The following is a 17,857-nucleotide window of genomic DNA, read 5'->3' as shown; positions in this document are numbered from 1 at the left end:
GGACCTGCTGGAGGTCCGGGGTGATGTCCTGTTCAGAAACGGGCCGCGGTCACCAGCGTCGCTCGGCGGTCGTCGGTGAGGGGGCCGTTCTCCAGGAGTTTGCCGGTTTCGGAGGCGTGCAGCATGCCCGCCGCGGAGACGAACCCGACGTGGTGGATCGGCTTGTTGTCGCGGGCAAAGAAATACAGGTCGCCGGGGTGCGCCTCGTCGAGCGGGATGTTGGGGAGGTCCGCGGCCTGGTCGTGGGCGTCGCGCGGGGTGCGGAGGCCGAGGACGCGGCTGACCGTGTGGACCAAGCCGGAGCAGTCCAGCCCGTACGCCGACGTACCGCCCCACAGGTACTCCAGCCCGAGGAACTGCTCGCCCAGCCGCAACCGCTCGGCCATGTCCGCCGGCTCCGACACGGACCGCAGTACGACGTCCCGCAGCCACCCGGTACCACCGTCAGGCGTGGCGACCCGCGTGTGACCGTCCGCGTGTTCGACCGACGCGAGCACCGTCGCGAACGACAGCTCCGCCAGCGGCTGCCCGCCGGGCTCGGCCAGCAGTTCGGCCGTGGGTACGGCGATCGCGACCGGATCCGACGCAGCCGTCGGCAGCTCGCCCAGGTGGCTCGACGGGACCCAGCCCGGGTACCCGAGTTCGTCCTGCGACGACGGCTGCCACGGCGCGAGGACCTCCGACCAGCCGTCGCGTTCGGACCGCACGAGGACGGGCTCGGCGAACAGCAGCTGGGTCAGCGTCCGGCCGTGCAGGCCGAGGCGGGTTTCGGTGTCCATCGACTTCGCCCAGGCGGCGACGTCGGGATGTTCGGCGGTTGCCGGGGCGTCGATGTCACGTGGCGCGTCCGGCGCGGTCCAGACCGTGCTGACCGGGACCTTGGTGGCGGCTAACTTCATGCCCTCAAGCCTGTCACGCCGAGTCCGGGAGCAGAAGGCAGGTGGATCAGCGAGCCTTCGTACCGGATCCCGCCGGTCACCGCCGGTTCGCGCAGCCACCAGGCGGCGTCCAGGTCGTTGACCGCGGTCGTCGGGTACGCCGACACCAGCGCGGCCGCCGCGCCGACGCCGACGTGGCCCTCCATCATGCAGCCGACGATCGCGCCGAGCCCGTGCTCGCGGGCCAGTTCGAGCAGCGTCCGCGCGGGGGCCAGCCCGCCGCACTTGGCCAGCTTCACGTTCACCAGGTCGGCCGCGCCGCGGCGGATCACCGCGACCAGGTCCCGGACGCCGTACACCGACTCGTCGGCGAGGATCGGCGTACCGACCCGGTCGGTCACCCAGGCCATGCCGTCGAGGTCGGCCGCGGCGACGGGCTGCTCGACGAGTTCGATCGCGCAGCCGGCGTCCTCCAGCGCCCGGATCACCGTGACCGCGTCGCGCCGCGTCCAGCCCTGGTTCGCGTCCAGCCGCAGCCGGACGTCCGGCCCGATCGCGTCGCGCACCCGGCGGACCCGCTCGACGTCGCCGGTGGCGTCCGTACCGACCTTGATCTTGAGTACGTCGAACCCGTCCGCGACCCGCGCCTTCGCGGCGTCGGCCAGCGCGCCGGGATCGCCGACCGACAGCGTCATGTCGGTCCGTACGACGTCCACGGCCGAGCCGAGGAACCCGTGCAGCGTCTGCCCGCGGCGCCGGGCCGCGAGGTCGTGCAGCGCGACGTCGACGGCGTCCTTCGCGCCGAAGTTGCCGACCACGGCGCCCTGCACCCGGCGGAGCGCCTCGGTGAGATCGTCCGGGCCGAGCCCGTCGAGCGCGGCGCTGATCGGGCCTTCGATGCACGCCTTCGAACCGGCGAGCGAGTCGCCGGTCACTTTCCAGACCTGCGGCGCCTCGCCCCAGCCGCTGTGCTCGCCGTCGCTGATCTCGACGAGCAGCGACTCGGCGTGGGTCGCGGTCCGGAGCGCGGTGACGAACGGCGTGTGCAGCGGCGCCGATGCCAGGTACGTCGTGAGCTTCACCGCACTGCCCCCAGGTCGTGCCGGTGGTTCCACGCCTCGAGCGCGATCGACGCGATCAGCTGCTGCGCCTCGCTGTCCGGCAGGTCGGACGTCGTACACCCCACCAGGACGAACGGGTCCGCGTCGGCCGGGCGGACGATGCCGCCGTCGTGCCGGATCCGGGTGTCCCAGCCGTTCTTGTGCTCGACCCGGGTGTCGGCCTGCAGCTTCGCGGGGATCTCGCCGTTCCACTGGTTGCCGGCCAGCAGGTCGCGCAGGTAGTCGCCGGAGGGACCTTCCTGGTTGCCCACCGCAACGAGGACGCCGGCGAGTCCGGCCGGGCTCATCAGGTTGCTGATCCCGGCCCGCTGCGCGGCGCTGTCGTCGATGCCGCGCCGGATCACGGACGCCGGCTCCGGGGACGACGCCAGCGTCGACTCGGCGAGGATCGCGTGCGCGGCGTCGGCGCCGACCTGCTCGAGGACGAGGTCGGTCGCGAGGTTGCTGGAGCGGGTGATCATCTCGGTGGCCAGCCAGCCGAGCGGGACCTGCTCGCCCATCCGGGACCAGGTCGCGGGCGCCTCGTCCTCGTCCGGGTCCACCCCGAACCGGCCGCCGGCCGCGGACGCGAAGTCGTTGTGCACGGTGACCGGCTGGTCGAGCGCGAGCTCGCCGGCCTCCACCTTGCGCATCATCGCCATCGCCACCGGCAGCTTCATCGTGCTCGCGGAGTAATGCGGCCGCTCCGCCTCGTGCACGAACACCGGTGTGCCGTCCAGCCGGCCCAGCCAGACCCCGAACTCTCCGCTCCCGTCGACCTGCGAGAGCAGCTCCGCGATTCCCATGCGGTCACCCAATCACAGCCGCCCACCTGGCAGACTTCCCAGGGTGTCCAGCGCAAACACCAGGGCTCTCGGCCTCCTCCTGGGCTTCACGGCCGACCGCCTTCTCGGCGACCCCCGCCGCTACCACCCGGTCGCCGGCTTCGGCCGTACGGCGTCCGCGCTGGAGCGCCGGGTGTACGCCGACTCGCGCCTCAACGGAGCTGTACACACAGCGCTGCTGGTCGGTACTACGACAGTCTTGGGCGTTGCCGCCGAGCGACTCACCCGCAAGCATCCGCTCCTCCACACCGCGGTCACCGCCGCCGCGACGTGGACCGTCCTCGGCGCCCGCAGCCTCGAACGTGAAGCCGAAACGATGGCGACGTTGCTGGAGGAGAAGGACATCCCCGGCGCCCGCGATCGGCTCAGCCACCTGTGCGCGCGGGACGCGACCGACCTGGAGGCCGACGAGCTCGCGCGGGCGACGGTGGAGTCGATCGCCGAGAACACCTCGGACGCGTGTGTCGCGCCGTTGTTGTGGGGCGGGGTGTTCGGTATCCCCGGCCTGCTCGCGTACCGCGCGGCGAACACGCTGGATGCGATGGTCGGGTACCGGTCGCCGAAGTACGAGAACTTCGGCTGGGCGGCGGCGCGGCTGGACGACGTACTCAACCTGCTGCCCGCGCGGGTGTGCGCGGCGTTGACCGGGCTGGTGTCCGGCCGGCCGGTGGAAACGCGGCGCATCTGGCGGCGGGACGCCCCGAAGCACCCGAGCCCGAACGCCGGTCCGGTCGAGGCGGCGTTCGCCGGAGCACTCGGCGTCACACTGGGCGGCACCAACGACTACGGTACGTACGTCGAAAACCGCGGCACACTCGGCGACGGCCCACCACCCGCTGTCCCAGACATCCGCCGCACAGCCAACCTCGCCAGACGAGTAGGCCTAGCGGCCGCTGGCGTCGCAGCCCTCCTCACTCGACCTAGCAAGGGGAAGAGATGGGCTTGAGTCATCGGCCGTTGCGGATTGTGTTGGTTCGGCATGGGGAGTCTGAGGCGAATCTGGACAAGACCGTGTACGAGCGGACGCCGGATCACGCAGTACCGCTGACAGCGTTGGGGCATGAGCAGGCCGCCAAAACGGGGCGGGAGTTGCGTGAGCTGTTCCAGAATGAGCCCGTGCGCGTCTACGTGTCGCCGTACCTGCGGACGCGGCAGACGCTCGATTCGCTCGGGCTGGACGACTTGATCGGCCTGCCGCGGGAGGAACCGCGGTTGCGGGAGCAGGACTGGGCGAACCTGCAGGACACCGCGGACATCGAGCAGCAGGAGCAGTTGCGGAACGAATTCGGGCACTTCTTCTACCGCTTCACCCACGGCGAGTCCGGTGCGGACGTGTACGACCGGGTGTCCACGTTCCTGGAGACGATGCACCGCGACTTCGAGACGCCGGACGCGCCGAAGAACGTGCTGCTGGTGTCGCACGGGCTCACCATGCGGTTGTTCTGCACGCGCTGGTTCCACTGGTCGGTACGGTTCTTCGAGTCGCTGCGCAACCCTGGGAACGCGGAAACACGCGTCCTGCTGCGCCAGCCCGATTTCCGGTACAAGCTGGACCGGCCGTTCGAACAATGGACGACATATCAAGCCTCGGAACAGGAGCGATCGGCATGGTTGTAGCGCAGACGCGGGACGCCGTACTCGATCTGCTGGCGAGCCTGTCGCCCGCACAGCTCGACAAGATCAAGGCGCCGTTCGACACGCCTGACCACAAGGAGTGGACGTACCTGCCGGGTGACCGGGCCGGTTTGCCGCTGTCGGAGCTCACACCGGCTCAGCAACTGCTGGCGACGCGGCTGGTCGAGCTTGGGTGCAGTGAACGTGGTGCGGCTGATTCCTGGGCGGTTCTGGACGCGGAAGTCATTCTGCGCGGCATTCCGGCGCTGCCGGAGTCAGGAGAGTGGGAGGGCTCGGTTCTTGGCGGCCGGTTCTTCCTACGGGTGCTCGGTGACCCGGCTGGTACCGGCCCGTGGGCCTGGCGCCTCAACGGACACCATCTGGCGCTGCACGTCGCCGTGATCGACGGGGCGATCGCGTTCACGCCACAGTTCATCGGGTCGAACCCGGCGCAGGTACTGACCGGTCCTGAGACCGGGCGCCGCTTCCTGACCGCGGAACAGGACCTGGGCTTCGACTTGCTGCACGCGCTGGAGCCTGGGCAGCTGGAGGTCGCGCTGGTCTCACCTGACGCACCCGACGACATCCTCACCCGCCACGACCCGGTGGCCGACGCGTCCCTGCTGCACCGAGGCCTCCCGTACGGCGACATGAACGAACAGCAACGCCAGCTCCTCAGCCTGCTGATCGGCCAGTACATCGGCCGCGCCGCCGGCCCGATCGGCCTCCAGACCTGGCAGGACATCACCGAGAACGGCATCGACAACCTGACCTTCGCCTGGGCCGGCGAGACAACCCCCGGCATCGGTCACCGCCACTACTACTCGATCGCCGGCCCCACCTTCCTCGCGGAGTACGACAACACCCAGGACAACGCCAACCACATCCACTCCGTCTGGCGCGACCTCCGCAACGACTGGGGCACCGACCTGCTCGCCGCCCACTACGCGATGCACAGATAGAGTCAGCAGCGTCATTCGACGGCATCAGCAGGAACCCGGTGTGAGTCCGGGACGGTCCCGCCACTGTGACCCCGTGTGTTCGGGGGAGTCAGGAACTGCCGCCGTCGTACCTCCGGTCGGGACGTGGACATCCCGGGAAGGACTGTGCTGTCGTGGCTGCCAATCTTCTGTTGCTGTCTACTGCTGACACCGATCTGCTGGCTGCCGCGGAGGCGGGCGCCGGGTGGGCGGTCGCCAATCCCGCGCGGCTGGCCGCCGAAGCCCTCGGTCCGCTGCTCGACGCGGCTGATGTCGTCGTGGTGCGGCTGTTGGGTGGCCGGCGTGCTTGGGAAGACGGGCTCGACGCCGTGGTGGCGGCCGGGAAGCCCGCGGTGGTGGTCAGCGGGGAGGCGGCGCCGGACGCTGAGTTGATGGCGCTGTCGACCGTGCCGGCCGGGGCGGTCACCGAGGCGCTCGCCTACCTGCGGGAGGGCGGCGCGGACAACCTGCGCAACCTGGCAGGGTTCCTCCGCGACACGCTGCTGCTGACCGGCGACGAGTTCGACCCGCCGCGCGCGCTGCCGACGTACGGGCTTCGCGGCACGTACGTCGAGGACGACCGGCCCGTGGTCGGCATCGTGTACTACCGGGCGCACGAGATCTCCGGCAACACCGCGTTCGTCGACACCCTGGCCGCGGCGGTCGCGGACGCCGGCGCGCAACCCTTGCCCGTGTACTGCGGGACGCTGCGCGGGCTCGACCCGGCCGGCGACGAGAACGCGGGCCTGTTCGACCTGCTCCGCAAGTGCGACGTACTCGTGACGACGCTGCTCGCCGCAGGCGGATCGGTGGCGGCGAACGCGAGCGCCGGCGGGGCGGACGACGCGTGGGACGCGGGTGCGCTCGCGTCGCTCGACATCCCGTTGATCCAGGGCCTCGCGCTGACCTCGACGCGCGAGCAGTGGCTGGACAGCGACGCGGCGATCAGCCCGCTGGACGCTGCGACGCAGGTCGCGATCCCGGAGTTCGACGGGCGGCTGATCTCGGTGCCGTTCTCGTTCAAGTCGTACGACGCCGACGGGCTCGCGCGGTACACCCCGGACCCGGAGCGGTGCGCGCGGCTCGCGGGGATCGCGGTCGCGCATGCCCGGTTGCGGCACGTGCCGGCGGCCGAGAAGCGGCTCGCGCTGGTGCTGTCGTCGTACCCGACGAAGCATGCGCGGATCGGGAACGCGGTCGGCCTCGACACCCCGGCGTCCGCGGTCGTCCTGCTCGGGCAGCTCGAAGCGGCCGGGTACGACCTCGGCGGGCTCGACCTCAGCGAGCTACAGGGCGCGGACGGCGCCGACGGGCTGATCCACCGGCTGATCGCCGCGGGCGGGCACGACGTCGACTGGCTGACCGACGAGCAGCTGGAGAACGCGGTCGCGAAGGTGCCGCTGTCCACCTATGCGCAGTGGTTCGGCCGTACGCCGGAATCGTTGCAGACGGCAATGATCGAGGCGTGGGGCGGGGCGCCCGGCGAGCTGTACGTCGACCACTCGGGCGCCGAGCCGGCGATCGCGCTGGCCGCGTTGCGGTTCGGGAACGTCGTACTGATGATCCAGCCGCCGCGCGGGTTCGGAGAGAACCCGGTGGCGATCTACCACGACCCGGACATGGCGCCGTCGCACCACTACCTGGCGGCGTACCGGTGGCTGGAGGCCGCCCCGGACGAGGGCGGTTTCGGCGCACACGCCGTCGTCCACCTGGGCAAGCACGGGACGCTGGAATGGCTGCCGGGCAAGGGGATCGGGATGGCGGCCGGCTGCGCGCCGGACGCGGTCCTCGGGAACCTGCCGATGGTGTACCCGTTCATCGTCAACGACCCGGGCGAGGGGACGCAGGCGAAGCGCCGGGCGCACGCGACGGTCGTCGACCACCTGGTGCCGCCGATGGCCCGGGCCGAGACGTACGGCGACATGGCGAAGCTCGAGTACCTGCTGGACGAGTACGCGACGGTGTCGGCGCTGGACCCGGAGAAGGTACCGACGCTGCGGGCGCAGATCTGGACGCTGATCCAGGCGGCGCAGCTGCACCACGACCTGCACACGTCCGACAAGCCGTCTGACGAGGACTTCGACGAGTTCGTGCTGCATCTGGACGGGTATCTGTGCGAGATCAAGGACGTGCAGATCCGCGACGGGTTGCACATCCTCGGCGGCGCGCCGACCGGCGAGGCGCGGGTGAATCTGGTGCTCGCGGTACTGCGGGCCCGGCAGCTGTGGGGTGGGTCGTACTCGATCCCCGGGCTGCGGACCGCGCTGGGTGAGGCGTTCGGGGTGGACGAGGCCGCGCTGCTGGAGAACCCGGGGGCGGCGGCCGAGCTTGCCGGTCTGGCGGCTCTCGCCGACCTGCCCGCCGTGAGCGCGGCGGACGGGGTCGACCTGCTGGAGGCGCTGGCGCGGAAGCTCGTGCTCGGGATGGAGACGCTCGGGTGGGACGAGACGAAGGTTCCGGTCGTCGTCGCCGAGGTGCTGGCCCGGGCGTGCCCTGAGGTCGAGCGGTCGCTGGCCTTCGCGGCGACGGAGGTTGTGCCTCGGCTGGGGCGGACCGGCGACGAGTTGGCCAACGTACTGCGGGCGCTGGACGGGCGGTTCGTGGAGGCCGGGCCTTCGGGGTCGCCGACCCGGGGACTCGTGAACGTGCTGCCGACCGGGCGGAACTTCTACGCCGTCGACCCGAAGGCGATTCCCAGCCGGAACGCGTGGGACGTCGGCGTCGCGCTGGCCGACTCGCTGCTCGCGCGGCACCGGGCCGAGACGGGGGAGTACCCGCGTTCGGTCGGCCTGACGATCTGGGGTACGTCGGCGATGCGGACGCAGGGCGACGACCTGGCGGAGGTGCTCTGGCTGCTCGGCTGCCGTCCGGTCTGGGACGAGGCGTCGCGCCGGGTGACGAGCTTCGAGGTCGTCGGGCTCGAGGAGCTCGGCCGGCCGCGGATCGACGTGACGATCCGGATCTCCGGGTTCTTCCGGGACGCGTTCCCGCACGTGGTCGCGTTGCTGGACGAGGCGGTCCGGACCGTCGCCGCTCTGGACGAGGACACCGACGGCAACTACCTGAAGGCACACGTCGACGAGGACGTTGCTGCGGGCAACGACGTACGGCAGGCGACGGCCCGGGTGTTCGGCTCCAAGCCCGGCTCGTACGGCGCCGGTCTGCTGCCGCTGGTCGACGCCCGGAACTGGCGCACCGACGCGGAGCTCGCCGAGGTGTACGCCGTCTGGGGCGGGTACGCGTACGGCAAGGACCTCGACGGCGCCGAGGCCCGCGGCCCGATGGAGCGCGCGTACGCCCGGATCCAGGTCGCGGCCAAGAACGCCGACACCCGCGAGCACGACATCATGGACTCCGACGACTACTTCCAGTACCACGGCGGCATGATCGCGATGGTCCGGCACCTGACCGGCGCGAACCCGAAGGCGTACGTCGGCGACTCCGCCGTGCCCGCGCAGGTCAAGACGCGGACGCTGGAGGAGGAGGCCAAGCGGGTGTTCCGCGCCCGGGTGGTGAACCCGCGGTGGATGGCCGCGATGCGCCGGCACGGGTACAAGGGCGCGTTCGAGATGGCGGCGACCGTCGACTACCTGTTCGGGTACGACGCGACCGCCGGCGTGGTGGACGACTGGATGTACGAGTCGCTGACCAGCGAGTACGTCGCGGACCCGGAGATGGCCGAGTTCTTCCGGAAGTCGAACCCGTGGGCGCGGCACGGGATCGCGGAACGGCTGCTCGAGGCCGCCCAGCGCGGTCTCTGGGCGGAGCCGTCCGACGAGGCGCTGGAGACGCTGCGGAACGCAGTCCTTGAGACGGAGGGTGACATCGAGGACCGGGCCTGATTGGGTTTGAGGTATGCCACGGGTACTGATCACCAATGACGACGGTTACCTCGCGCCCGGCATCCGGGCCCTCGCACCGGCGATCGCCGAACTCGGGTACGACGTACTCGTGGTCGCGCCGCTGCTCGACGAGAGCGGCGTCGGCTCGGCCCGCGCCGGGATGATCGGGCGGCCGATCCGGACGGTGTCCGACGACGAGCACGGCGTCACGTTCGCCGGCATCGAGGGGACGCCGGCGCTCGCGGTGACGCTGGCCTGCGTCGGCGCGTTCGGCCCGCCGCCGGACCTGGTGCTGTCCGGGATCAACCGCGGGCTGAACATCGGCGTACCGATCTTCCACTCCGGCACCGTCGCGGCGGCGCTGACCGCGGCCGGGATGGGCCTGTCGGCGGTTGCCGTCAGCATCGACTCCGACGACCCCGGGCACTGGCCGACCGCGGCGACGGTGGCCGGCGAGGCGCTCGGGTGGATCGAGTCCGAGCCGGCCGGCACGGTGCTCACGATCAACGTCCCCGACCGCCCGCTGGAGCAGCTCGCCGGTGTCCGGCACGCCTCGCTGGCGACCCCGAAACGCACCCGCCTGGTCGGCGTCAAGGCGCCGACCGGCGAGCCGATGGTCACCATCGAACGCCCGGGTACGGCTGCCGCCCCCGGCACCGACGAAGCCCTGCTGGCGGAGGGTTTCGTCACCGTCACCCCGATCGTCGGCATCCGCGAGGTCCCCGACGACGCCGCCGCCACCGCTCTGGCCAAGCGCCTCACGCGGTAGGCGCGGACCTCAGGCACTCACCAACCGCCACCGGGCCGACCGGCCCACGCTCAGCCGCGGCCCCGACTCGCGCGTGAGCCGCGGTTGATGAGTGGCGCGGGTCCGCCGGACGATGTGAACCTGGTCGCGGTCGGCCGCGACGCGGTGTGCCATGATCGGGCCGACGGTTGTGGAGGAACACCGGTGCGAATCCGGGGCGGTCCCGCCACTGTGACCAGGGTTGTGACTCTGGGAGCCAGGACATCCGCAGCCGTCCGCCGGACCCGCACGTGCGGTCCCGGCGTACCAGTGCCGTAGCGGGCGTGGATACCCGCTCGACGAAAGGGTCACCGCCGATGCGGGCTGCAATGCCGAACTCGTTCCCGTTCACCGCGGTCGTCGGGATGGACGAGCTTCAGCTCGCGCTGGTCCTGGCCGCGATCTCGCCGGCGATCGGCGGGGTGCTGATCCGCGGCGAGAAGGGTACGGCGAAGTCGACCGCGGTGCGGGCGCTGACCGAGATCCTGCCGCCGGTGGACGTCGTACCGGGCTGCCGCTTCTCGTGTGACCCGGCGCGGCCGGATCCGGCGTGTCCGGACGGGCCGCATACCGGGGACGGGGAGTCGCGGGCGGCGCGCTTGGTGGAGTTGCCGGTCGGTGCGACGGAGGACCGGGTGCTCGGGTCGCTGCACCTGGAGAAGGCGCTCGCCGAGGGCGTCACGGCGTACGAGCCGGGGCTGCTCGCGGCCGCGCACCGCGGGCTGCTGTACGTCGACGAGGTCAACCTGCTGCACGACCACCTGGTCGACGTACTGCTGGATGCTGCCGCGATGGGCCGGGCGACCGTGGAGCGGGACGGGGTGTCGGTGACGCATCCGGCGCGGTTCGTGCTGGTCGGCACGATGAACCCGGAGGAGGGCGAGCTGCGGCCGCAGCTGCTCGACCGGTTCGGGCTGACCGTGGACGTGGTCGCCAGCCGGGATCCGGCGGTGCGGGTCGAGGTGATGCGCGCACGGCTCGGGTACGAGGCGGATCCGGACGGGTTCGTGGCGCGGTACGACGGGCCGCAGCGGGAGCTGGCCGAACGGATCGTGAAGGCGCGCGACCTGCTGTCCGAGGTGATCCTCACGGACGCGGCGCTGCGGCAGATCGCGGAGATCTGCGCGTCGTTCGACGTCGACGGGATGCGTGCGGACCTGGTGACGGCACGCACTGCGGTCGCGCATGCGGCGTGGTCGGGCCGGACGGTCGTCGAGGTCGAGGACGTCCGCGCCGCCGCCAAACTGGCCCTCCCACACCGCCGCCGCCGGAACCCGTTCGACGCACCCGGGCTGGACCAGGAACAACTGGAAGAAGCCATCAACAACAGCACTCCACCGGAAGACCCGGACGACAACCCGGACGGACCGGACGGCTCCGGCGGAGGGTCGAGCCCGGAGAGACCGCCCGACAACTCTGGAACAGCTGAAGTGGAACAGGTTGGTAAGTCCGACGACGGCGCGCGTGACGGGGGAGGAGCCGCGCCGAGCGGGGAGGTTGCCGGGAGCTCTCAGCCGTACAAGGCTCGGTTGTTGAGTGTGCAGACTGCCGGGGCCGGGGTGGCCGGGCGGCGGTCTCGGGCTTTGACCGAGGTGGGAAGGGTTGTGGGGGAGCGGGCGCGGGTCGGCCGCGAGGCTGGGCGGCCGCATGTGCTGGGGACGGTGCGGAGCGCGGCGCCGTTCCAGAAGGTTCGGGGGCGCACCGGGCCGGGGCTCGTGGTGCGGGCGGACGACGTACGGCTGGCTGTGCGTGAGGGGCGTGAGGGAAACCTCGTGCTGTTCTGTGTCGACGCGTCCGGCTCGATGGGGACCAAGAAGCGGATGGGCGAGGTGAAGACCGCGATCGTCTCGCTCCTGCTGGACGCGTACCAGCGCCGCGACACCGTCGGCCTCGTCACCTTCGCCGCGCAGTCCGCGACCGTCGCCCTCCCGCCGACCGGCAGCGTCGAGACCGCCGTACGGCGCCTCGAATCCCTCCCCACCGGCGGCCGGACCCCGCTCGCGGAAGGTCTCCTGCAGGCCGCCGAGGTACTGCGGATCGCCGCGATCCGCGACCCGCGCCGGCGGCCGCTCCTGGTGCTCGTCACCGACGGCCGCGCCACGCACGGCGACAACGCGTTCGCCCGCGCCCGGCAGGTCGCCGGGCAGCTCGCACAGCGCGGGATCGCGACCGTCGTGGTCGACTGCGAACCGCGCCGCGGCGTCCGGCTCGGCCTCGCCGCGGAGCTCGCCGCCGACCTCGGCGCGGAGTACCTCGACCTCGGGGATGTTGCCGCCGGCAACCTCATCCGGACGGTCACGGACCGGAAGGTGGCCTGAGATGCCGAAGGGGCGGCCGGCCGCCGTACCGGACGACGGCCTGACCACCCGGCAGCGCCGCAACCGTCCGCTGCTGATGGTGCACACCGGCGAGATGAAGGGGAAGTCGACCGCCGCGTTCGGGATGGCACTGCGGGCCTGGAACCAGGGCTGGAACCTCGGGGTCTTCCAGTTCGTGAAGAGCGCGAAGTGGAAGGTCGGCGAGGAGACCGCGTTCAAGGCGCTCGGCGCGGTGCATGAGGCGACCGGGCAGGGCGGGCCGGTCGAGTGGCACAAGATGGGCGAGGGCTGGAGCTGGTCCCGCAAGGCCGGCACCGAGGAGGACCACGCCGCCGACGCGCTCGAGGGCTGGCGGGAGATCCAGCGCCGGCTGGCCGCGGAGACGCACGACCTGTACGTGCTGGACGAGTTCACGTACCCGATGAAGTGGGGCTGGGTCGACGTCGACGAGGTCGTCGAGACGCTGACCGGGCGGCCCGGGCATCAGTACGTCGTGATCACCGGCCGGGACGCGCATCCGAAACTGCTCGCGGCCGCGGACCTCGCCGCCGAGATGACCAAGCTGAAGCATCCGATGGACGCGGGCCAGAAGGGCCAGAAGGGTATCGAGTGGTGATCCCGCGGGTCGTGGTGGCGGCGCCGTCCTCGGGTGCCGGGAAGACGACGGTCGCGGTCGGGCTGATGGCCGCGCTCCGGCAGGCGGGGCACACGGTCGCCGGGTTCAAGGTCGGGCCGGACTACATCGATCCCGGCTTCCACGCAGTCGCGACCGGCCGGCCGGGCCGCAACCTCGACCCGATGCTGTCCGGGGAGGACCTGGTCGCCCCGCTGTTCGCGCACGGCGCGACCGGCGCGGACCTCGCGGTCGTCGAAGGTGTGATGGGGCTGTACGACGGGGCGCTCGGGACGGAAGGTTTCTCGTCCACGGCACACGTCGCGAAACTCCTGAAGGCACCGGTGGTCCTGGTGGTCGACGCGTCCGCCGCCGGTCGCAGTGTCGGCGCGGTCGTCCAGGGGTTCGTTGCCTACGACACCGAAGTACGGATCGTCGGCGTGATCCTGAACAAGGTCGGCTCGGACCGCCACGAGACCGAAGTCCGGGCGGGCGTGGCGCCGACCGGCGTACCGGTGCTGGGCGTCCTGCGCCGCGACACCCGCCTGACGGTCCCGAGCCGCCACCTCGGCCTCGTCCCCGCCGCCGAACAACAAACCCAAGCCGAGAACGCGGTAGCTGCCGCCGCCGAACTGGTCCGCCAAGGCGTAGACCTGGACGCAGTAGTAGCCGCAGCCCACGCTGCCCCACCCCAGCAAGCAGCGCCCTGGACCCCAACAGCCACCACAGTTGAGGGAAAGCGGCCGGTGGTTGCTGTTGCGGGCGGCCCGGTCTTCTCCTTCCACTACACCGAAACGACCGAGCTCCTCACCGCCGCGGGCGCCGACGTCGTCACCTTCGACCCCCTCACCGACAAACTCCCCGATGCCACCGCCGCCCTCTACCTGGGCGGCGGCTTCCCCGAACTCCACGCCGAGGCCCTCTCCGCCAACACCGCACTGCGAGACCAAGTAGCAACCGCGGTCACCAACGGCCTCCCGACCGTCGCCGAATGCGCCGGCTTCCTGTACCTCTGCCGCGACCTCGACGGCCATGAGATGACCGGCGTCCTGCCCGCAACCGCGACCATGACCTCGCGCCTCACCCTCGGCTACCGGACGGCGGTCGCCGCCACCACGACCGCGTTCTTCGACGAGGGCCGCCGGGTCCGCGGCCACGAGTTCCACCGCACCGCGATCCACCTCGCGGACGACGTACGGCCCGCCTGGCATCTCCCCGGCGGTGTCGAGGGCATCACGCTCCCGCACGTGCACGCGTCGTACCTGCACCTGCACTGGACCGCCACCCCGGACGTCCCGGCCCGGCTCGTCGCGGCGGCCCGCGCGTACGCGGGATGAGGCTCGTCGTCGGGGTCGGCCTCCGCTCCGGTACGCCGTACGCCGAACTCGCCGCCGCGGTCGACGCCGCCGTACGCGACCTGCCCGGCGAGGTCCACCTGCTTGTCACCCTCACCGGCCGCGAGTCCGAACCCGCCCTGCGCCAACTGGCCGACCACCTGCACGCCGAAGTACGAACCTTCACGAGCGACGAGCTGGCGACTCAACCCGTCCCGTCCCCGAGCGCCCTGGTCGCCGAGCTGAAGGGAACGCCGAGCGTCGCCGAAGCAGCAGTCCAGGCAGCCGGCGCCGAGCTGGTCGTCCCGAAAACCAAGGCCGCCAACGCAACCGTGGCTGTCGGCCGCCTGCCTGCTCCTGGATATGAGGAGAAGGAACGGGAGATCGTGCATCGGGTGATCGCGGAGCGCCGGGACGTGCGCCGGGGATTTCTGGGGGTGCCGATCGAGGAGGATCTGCTGACGAGAGTGCTGGAGGCGGCGCATCGCGCGCCGAGCGTGGGGCTCAGCCAGCCGTGGGACTTCCTGCTGATCCGGGACGTCGCGACCCGGCAGAAGGTGCACGACCTCGCCGCGCGGCAACGGGACGTCTTCGCCCGGTCGCTGCCGGAGCAGCGGCGGCAGGCGTTCGACGGGCTGAAGATCGAGGCGATCCTCGACGCCCCGCTGAACATCGCGGTGACCTGCGACCCGGGCCGCGGCGGCCGGCATGTCCTCGGCCGGCACGCGGACCCGCGGACCACCTGGTTCTCGGCGGCGATCGCGATCCAGAACCTCTGGCTGGCGGCCCGCGCCGAAGGGCTCGGCGTCGGCTGGGTGTCGTTCTTCGGGCCGGAGGAGGTCGCGGACGTCCTCGGCCTGCCGCCGCACGTCGAGCTGATCGGCTACCTCTGCGTCGGGTACGTCGACCGGTTCGCGCCCGCCCCGGAACTCGTCACCACCGGCTGGGCCGACCGCCGCCCGCTGTCCTGGGCGGTCCACCAGGAAGCGTGGGGCCGCCGCGGTACGTCGATCCGCGACGACGCCCAGCAGGCCGTCCCGAACGCCGTACCCGCGACCGGCCAGCGCATCCGGGTGATCGTCGGCGGCGACGCGGCCGACCTGCGGGATCCGGAGTCGCTCGTGGTGGATCTGCGGCCCACCCGGCCGGACCACGACTTCGGCGTACTCTGGCGCCCCGCCCGCACCCCCGACGAGGCCGAGGAGTACGGCGTGGAGCTCGCCCGCGACCTCGCGCTGCAGGGGGCCGGGCACCTCGACGTACGGGTGGCAACCGACTCGCCGCTCGCCAAGGCCCTGGCTCTCGGCCTGAGCGAAGGCGCGGCCGCTTCCGGCCTGAAACAGTCCCGCTGAGACGTTTCTGAGGCTCATGTACTACCTGGGTCGTACACGGGCCTCACTCTTTCGGGTGAACCTCCCCGGAGGGGCCTTGGTTCCGTCGGCACGCGGTGCGAGGCTGTATCCATGGGCGTAGCGCAGCGCAACAGACGATGGTTGGTTCCAGTCACGGCGGTAGCCGTGGTGGCAGGGGTGGGGGCACTCGGCCCGGTGGTCGCGGACGCGTCGCCGAAGCTGCCGAGCATCACCGCGCAGGATCTGCTCACCAAGGTGCAGACCGCGAAGGTGGCCGGCCTCAGCGGCACGGTCAGCTCGACCGCGGACCTAGGGCTCCCGGCGATCCCGGGGATGGGTGGCCGCGGCAGTGCCGGCAGCCAGATCACCGACATGCTCAGCGGCCAGCACACCGCCCGGGTCGCGTTCGCGAGCCCGGACAAGGCCCGGGTGTCGGTGCTCGACAACCAGGCCGAGCGGCTCTGGACGACCGACGGCACGTCCGCCTGGGCGTACGACTCGTCCAAGCGTGAGGCGACCAAGCTGACCCTGCCCGCGCACCAGAACGCCAAGCCCGAGAAGACCGCGCCGCAGAACTACAACCCGCAGGACGTCGCGAAGCAGTTCCTGGCGGCGATCGACCCGACCACCACGGTCCAGGTCAGCGGGACCGAGAAGGTCGCCGGCCGGGACGCGTACAAGCTCCGCCTGGTGCCGAAGACCGACAAGACCACGGTCGGCTCGGTGACGCTGGCGATCGACTCGAAGACCTGGGTCCCGCTGGACGTGACCGTGCTGCCGCGCAGTGGCGGTAACCCGGCGATCGAGCTGGGCTTCACCTCGGTGTCGTTCGACGTACCGTCCGCGAGCACCTTCACGTTCACCCCGCCGAAGGGTGTCAAGGTCACCGACCAGAAGGTGCCCTCGAAGGCCACCCCGAAGCAGATCGCGCCCAAGCAGGTCGAGCCGCCGCGCACGGCCCTTCCCCGCAAGTCCGGTACGCCGGCCACCAAGCCGACCGTGATCGGGACCGGCTGGGACAGCGTCGTGGAGATCAAGGGCGGCGCACAGACCGCCGGCCTGACCGGGAACGGTCAGCTCGCACAGCTGCTCGCGAAGGCGCCGACCGTGCAGGGCTCGTGGGGCAAGGGCAAGATCCTGACCAGCAAGATGGTGAGCGTGCTGATCACCGACGACGGCCGGGTGTTCGCCGGTCTGGTCACCCCGGACACCCTGCAGGCCGCCGCTGCCAAGGCCCCCCGCTGAGCAGCGAGATGGCGAGCGCGCCGGTCGTCACCCACGGGTTGACCAAACGGTTCCGCAGCGGCCAGGTCGCGGTGGACGCGGTGGACCTGGAGGTGCCGGCCGGTAGCGTGTTCGGCTTCCTCGGCCCGAACGGGTCGGGGAAGACCACCACGATCCGAATGCTGCTCGGCCTGATCGCCCCCACGTCCGGGTCGGTCGAGCTGCTCGGCGAGTCGATGCCGAAGGCGCACCTGCGGGTGCTGCCCCGGGTCGGCGCGCTGGTCGAAGGCCCGGCGTTCTATCCGTTCTGGACCGGTCAGGCGAATCTGCTGCGCTTCGACGCCGCGGACCGGACGGCAGACCCGAAGACCCGCAAGGCGCGCGCAGGGGAGGCGCTTGAGCGGGTCGGTCTGTCGAATGCGGCCGGCAAGAAGGTCCGTGCGTACTCGCTCGGAATGCGGCAGCGGCTGGCGATCGCGGTCGCGCTGATGCAGCGGCGGGAGCTGCTGGTCCTGGACGAGCCGACGAACGGGCTGGACCCGCAGGGCACCCGCGAGGTCCGGCATCTGATCCGTGAGCTGGCCGGTGACGGTACGACGGTGTTCACGTCGACGCACCTGCTGGCCGAGGTCGAGCAGGTCTGTACGCACGCGGCCGTGATGAGCCGGGGGAAGCTGCTGCGGCAGTCCACCGTGGCGGATCTGCGCGCCGAGCTCCGACCGCGGCTGGTGGTCCGGACGCCGGATCTCACCCAGGCGGCGGACACCCTGCAGGGTCTCGGTGTGACGGACCTGAAGACTACCGAGGAGACCGTCGAGGGTGACCCCGGCGAGCTCCCGATCGAGAAGTTCGCGGCCGCGCTGGTGGCCGCCGACGTTCGCATCCACGGCTTCGGCCTGGAACGCCCGAGCCTGGAGGACGCTTTCGTGGCACTCACCGGGGAGGGCTTCGATGTCGCCGAGTGAACCTG

14 protein-coding genes and 2 riboswitches are annotated in these 17,857 nt (G+C 71.5%); of the genes, 11 read left to right on the top strand and 3 right to left on the bottom strand.

The genetic code is table 11. The annotated features are described in order from the left end of the window. Positions 1-32: 32 nt before the first annotated feature. Genes ACXJJ3_RS05110 through ACXJJ3_RS05100 form a run of 3 tightly spaced genes read right to left on the bottom strand, consistent with a single transcriptional unit; the run spans position 33 to position 2,784 of the window. Positions 33-899 carry a C40 family peptidase gene (locus ACXJJ3_RS05110; protein ID WP_458168772.1) on the bottom strand — a complete coding sequence of 289 codons (867 nt, stop codon included), beginning with the start codon at positions 897-899 and terminating at the stop codon, positions 33-35. Further along, positions 896-1,960: a mandelate racemase/muconate lactonizing enzyme family protein gene (locus ACXJJ3_RS05105; RefSeq protein ID WP_458168771.1), complete on the bottom strand. Its 1,065-nt coding sequence runs from the start codon at positions 1,958-1,960 to the stop codon at positions 896-898. Before ACXJJ3_RS05105 ends, ACXJJ3_RS05110 begins: the two co-directional genes overlap by 4 nt. Then, positions 1,957-2,784 carry a serine hydrolase gene (locus ACXJJ3_RS05100; RefSeq protein WP_458168770.1) on the bottom strand — a complete coding sequence of 276 codons (828 nt, stop codon included), beginning with the start codon at positions 2,782-2,784 and terminating at the stop codon, positions 1,957-1,959. The genes ACXJJ3_RS05105 and ACXJJ3_RS05100 overlap by 4 nt, the downstream gene beginning before the upstream one ends. Positions 2,785-2,827: 43 nt before the next feature. Here ACXJJ3_RS05100 and ACXJJ3_RS05095 point away from each other — a divergent pair, with 43 nt between their 5' ends. The 11 genes from ACXJJ3_RS05095 (at position 2,828) to ACXJJ3_RS05045 (ending at position 17,852) form a co-directional block, all read left to right on the top strand. Continuing rightward, entirely contained in the window at positions 2,828-3,769 is a 942-nt protein-coding gene (locus ACXJJ3_RS05095; protein ID WP_458168769.1) for a cobalamin biosynthesis protein, read from the top strand. Continuing rightward, positions 3,760-4,440, top strand: coding sequence for a phosphoglycerate mutase family protein (locus ACXJJ3_RS05090; protein ID WP_458168768.1), 681 nt, complete (start codon positions 3,760-3,762; stop codon positions 4,438-4,440). The genes ACXJJ3_RS05095 and ACXJJ3_RS05090 overlap by 10 nt, the downstream gene beginning before the upstream one ends. Continuing rightward, a complete protein-coding gene (locus ACXJJ3_RS05085; RefSeq protein WP_458168767.1) occupies positions 4,431-5,399 on the top strand; it encodes a DUF3500 domain-containing protein in 969 nt (322 codons plus the stop codon). The genes ACXJJ3_RS05090 and ACXJJ3_RS05085 overlap by 10 nt, the downstream gene beginning before the upstream one ends. Positions 5,400-5,401: 2 nt before the next feature. Continuing rightward, positions 5,402-5,516, top strand: a riboswitch (cobalamin riboswitch). Between the two features lie 35 nt (positions 5,517-5,551). Then, the gene (gene cobN, locus ACXJJ3_RS05080; protein WP_458168766.1) at positions 5,552-9,259 is read left to right on the top strand and encodes a cobaltochelatase subunit CobN; all 3,708 of its coding nucleotides are present in this window, start codon (positions 5,552-5,554) and stop codon (positions 9,257-9,259) included. A 13-nt stretch (positions 9,260-9,272) separates the two neighbouring features. Continuing rightward, on the top strand, positions 9,273-10,028 hold the full coding sequence (surE, locus tag ACXJJ3_RS05075; RefSeq protein ID WP_458168765.1) for a 5'/3'-nucleotidase SurE: 756 nt from the start codon (positions 9,273-9,275) through the stop codon (positions 10,026-10,028). A gap of 150 nt (positions 10,029-10,178) precedes the next feature. Next, positions 10,179-10,294: riboswitch (cobalamin riboswitch) on the top strand. 69 nt (positions 10,295-10,363) lie between these two features. Beyond that, positions 10,364-12,364, top strand: a complete 2,001-nt coding sequence (locus ACXJJ3_RS05070; RefSeq protein ID WP_458168764.1) for a putative cobaltochelatase — start codon at positions 10,364-10,366, stop codon at positions 12,362-12,364. Position 12,365: 1 nt separating this feature from the next. Further along, positions 12,366-12,980, top strand: coding sequence for a cob(I)yrinic acid a,c-diamide adenosyltransferase (cobO, locus tag ACXJJ3_RS05065; protein WP_458168763.1), 615 nt, complete (start codon positions 12,366-12,368; stop codon positions 12,978-12,980). Further along, entirely contained in the window at positions 12,974-14,314 is a 1,341-nt protein-coding gene (locus tag ACXJJ3_RS05060) for a cobyrinate a,c-diamide synthase (protein ID WP_458168762.1), read from the top strand. The genes cobO and ACXJJ3_RS05060 overlap by 7 nt, the downstream gene beginning before the upstream one ends. Continuing rightward, entirely contained in the window at positions 14,311-15,663 is a 1,353-nt protein-coding gene (bluB, locus tag ACXJJ3_RS05055; protein ID WP_458168761.1) for a 5,6-dimethylbenzimidazole synthase, read from the top strand. The genes ACXJJ3_RS05060 and bluB overlap by 4 nt, the downstream gene beginning before the upstream one ends. Positions 15,664-15,840: 177 nt before the next feature. After that, positions 15,841-16,908 (top strand): LolA family protein, encoded by a 1,068-nt coding sequence (locus ACXJJ3_RS05050; protein WP_458168760.1) that lies wholly within the window; start codon positions 15,841-15,843, stop codon positions 16,906-16,908. An 8-nt stretch (positions 16,909-16,916) separates the two neighbouring features. Further along, complete coding sequence (locus ACXJJ3_RS05045) at positions 16,917-17,852, top strand: ATP-binding cassette domain-containing protein (protein WP_458168759.1); 936 nt, start codon at positions 16,917-16,919, stop codon at positions 17,850-17,852. The last annotated feature ends 5 nt before the right edge of the window (positions 17,853-17,857 follow it).

This window comes from Kribbella sp. WER1 (assembly GCF_054189145.1).
Note: the sequence above shows the minus strand (reverse complement) of the source record. Positions and strands in the feature narration are given on the sequence as shown.